The organism is Blautia caccae (assembly GCF_040095955.1).
Lineage (GTDB): Bacteria > Bacillota > Clostridia > Lachnospirales > Lachnospiraceae > Blautia > Blautia celeris.
This window is the reverse complement of sequence record NZ_JBBMFP010000057.1, coordinates 1-2587: the sequence shown is the minus strand read 5'-3', so window position 1 is coordinate 2587 and position 2587 is coordinate 1. Positions and strand designations below refer to the sequence as shown.

Genomic DNA, 2587 nt, shown 5'->3' with positions numbered 1-2587 from the left:
TGGAAAATCCGATCCTGGTGATTCCCTTCCCCTGCTGTTTTTTCGATCATCCATGAATTTTTCTTTGCAGGCTGCCCGTTTTTTATCCACGATCGGATTTTCCGATCCTGGTAGAAATCCAGTATTTATGCGGGTTCCGTGAGCCTCCTCTTTTTCCTCCAGGGGCTCTGTTCCCGGTCCTTCCGGTCCTTCCGGCTCTTCTGTCACTTCTGTCCCCGTCTCTTCTATCGCTGCCCTCTCCAGCTCCGGGATCTCCATATCAGGACTTTCACGGAAGATATACTCCGTGCAGAGTATCTGTCCCCTGTCATTCCGGATCTGCCGCCTGACCAGATATCCCTCAGCCTCCAGTTCGCTGAGGCCTGTCCGGACACTCTCGTATCCATCCCTGCAGTAGGCTGCCAGCCCCTTGACACTGTATTTCCAGTCGTCCGGAAGAGACAGCACCTTAGACATCAGGCCCATGGCCTTTAACGAAAGGTTCGGGTTCTGAAGGTGATGGTTGCTCATTACTGTATAGTTTTTGTTTTTGACCATCCGGAAAATATCTGACATAGTATACCCCTTTTCATTTCTGTATCTGTTTATCCCAAGAGGGGATTTTTACTGATCCTGATCAGGTTTCATGAGCTTATACCTTCTTCGTTCCCATTCTTCCTGATCATCAACAAATTCTTGAAATTCATCCTGGAATTCTGCCCTTAACCATCCATGCGCTTTCCATGCATCCCCCGGAGTGCACTTTCCCTCGGCCAGGCAGTGGATCAGGCAGTCCCTTAGAACTTTTGATATCTCTACCTCGAATGTCGTACAGGAAAACGGCTTCCCCTGGCTCAGGAGCTCTATCTGCCTGTCCAGCAGTGCCCTGGCGAATTCCTCCAGTCACTTTACCTTCAAGGCCTGTTCTTGTTCTCGTTTCCTTCTCCTGGCTGATACCCATACGGATACTGTGATCAGGAGCAGCACAAGAATAAAATACATAGTCCTTCACCTCCATTTGTATATTTTATACCACGGCGTTTCCTTATTCTGTGTCCCGTACCGGGGCAAACTCTGTATAGACATAACATTCGCCCTCCCCTATGTATGCGTGAAAAAGCCGTATGGTTGAAAATTCGCTGATGATCCTCTTACTTTCTTTTTCTGCTTCTTCCATGGTCATATCCCCTGTTGCTTCCAGAAGTTGGCACATCCCCAATAGCTGCTCTCTGAGTCGTATACATTGCCTGCAGCACACCTCCAGGTTGTCATATGGCCTTTGGGGATCATATAGCCTGACTGCCATTCTCAAGTACACATCGAATAATCTTTTATACTCTTCCATTTCCTTTTTTCCTTCTTTTCTTACAATATCTGTACTCCCGTAAAAACATTAATTTATTGTAAAATGACATCCCCACCCCTGCCAAAGAAATGACCTGCCCCTTTTTTCTCTTTCTTTGTAAAGGTAAATGATGTAATCTTCTGTAATTGTTGCTGATTTCCATAACTCTCTCCTTCGTACACTACAGTTCTGTCAACTCTGGGTTCTCCAGAATATTTCCGATCACTTTTGCATAATCCTCTACTGGTCCCAGTGGCATGTCCGGGAGCCCTTTTGCGGATACATAAAAGCCCACGTTATCCATATACTGTTTATCAACTGGGCAATATGCCTGATAGCTTCCTTGTTTCACCACCATATTTAATGCAAAGATATGTCCTCCCAGATGGCTTTCTATCACATCACCTTCGTAAACTTCCAAGCCAGTAATATCCATTCTGCCTGTGCTCCACTGTAAGATGTAGTCTCCCGGTTCTAATATCTGACAGGATCCCTGGATGAGCACCAAACTCCCATTTGATCGGATAGCGGTTTGTTTTGTTTCCCAGCTCTTTGATTCTTTATTCCAGATTCTATAGTTCATAAACACTCCTCATTTCCCATAACGATCAGCGAAATGGCAGCTCATCATCAATGTCATCCGGGATGTCCGGAAGGCCATCCGCAGGTGCCGGCCCTTCTGCCGGCGGCTGCCCCTCCTGCGCACGTCTTCCCTCTGCAAACTCCTGATCCTCTACAATGACATCCGTCGTATATACCTTTTTTCCTTCCCGGTTCACGTAACTTCCGGTCTGGATCCTGCCGCTTACGGCTATACGGGTGCCCTGGCGGAAGTATTTCTCTGCAAATTCCGCCTTTTTATCAAAGCAGATACAGCTGATAAAGTCTGCAGTGGCTTCGCCCTCCCTCTTGTATTTTCGGTCAACTGCCAGGGTATAACGTCCGACAGCCATCCCCTTTTCTCCTGCAGAGATCCGGATATCCGGATCCCTGGTCAGTCTTCCCATGAGTATCACTTTATTCACGATCAAAAACCTCCTATTTGTAGGTACACCCTGTTTCCCGTTCTTTTATGGATATCCTTCCAACAACTTCATATCCCATGAAGTCCAGGAAAAGCTTTACCAAAAAGATGGCCCGGCCTGCCCTCTTCCTCCTGATCCAGGCAAGACGCTCACGCTCCCGATCCACGCGGAAGACAGCTACCGCTTCCGGGATATTGGTGTATCCTTCATTGTTTTTTACATCCATGCTCCTTCCCCC

The 2587-nt window shown here is 47.4% G+C and carries 5 protein-coding genes and 1 pseudogene; all 6 read right to left on the bottom strand.

Translation table 11 applies throughout. The features are described 5' to 3' along the window. Positions 1-555, bottom strand: a pseudogene (locus tag WMO65_RS25975) (hypothetical protein); the annotation flags it as partial. Positions 556-1024: 469 nt separating this feature from the next. Then, a complete protein-coding gene (locus WMO65_RS25970) occupies positions 1025-1324 on the bottom strand; it encodes a hypothetical protein (RefSeq protein WP_147398953.1) in 300 nt (99 codons plus the stop codon). Further along, positions 1311-1487 carry a hypothetical protein gene (locus tag WMO65_RS25965; protein WP_158587372.1) on the bottom strand — a complete coding sequence of 59 codons (177 nt, stop codon included), beginning with the start codon at positions 1485-1487 and terminating at the stop codon, positions 1311-1313. The genes WMO65_RS25970 and WMO65_RS25965 overlap by 14 nt, the downstream gene beginning before the upstream one ends. 18 nt (positions 1488-1505) lie before the next feature. Beyond that, the gene (locus WMO65_RS25960; protein WP_118594189.1) at positions 1506-1907 is read right to left on the bottom strand and encodes a YopX family protein; all 402 of its coding nucleotides are present in this window, start codon (positions 1905-1907) and stop codon (positions 1506-1508) included. A gap of 25 nt (positions 1908-1932) precedes the next feature. Continuing rightward, a complete protein-coding gene (locus tag WMO65_RS25955) occupies positions 1933-2349 on the bottom strand; it encodes a single-stranded DNA-binding protein (RefSeq protein WP_118594188.1) in 417 nt (138 codons plus the stop codon). 13 nt (positions 2350-2362) lie between these two features. Beyond that, the coding region (locus tag WMO65_RS25950) for a hypothetical protein (protein ID WP_349064830.1) at positions 2363-2587 on the bottom strand (225 nt) is incomplete at its 5' end.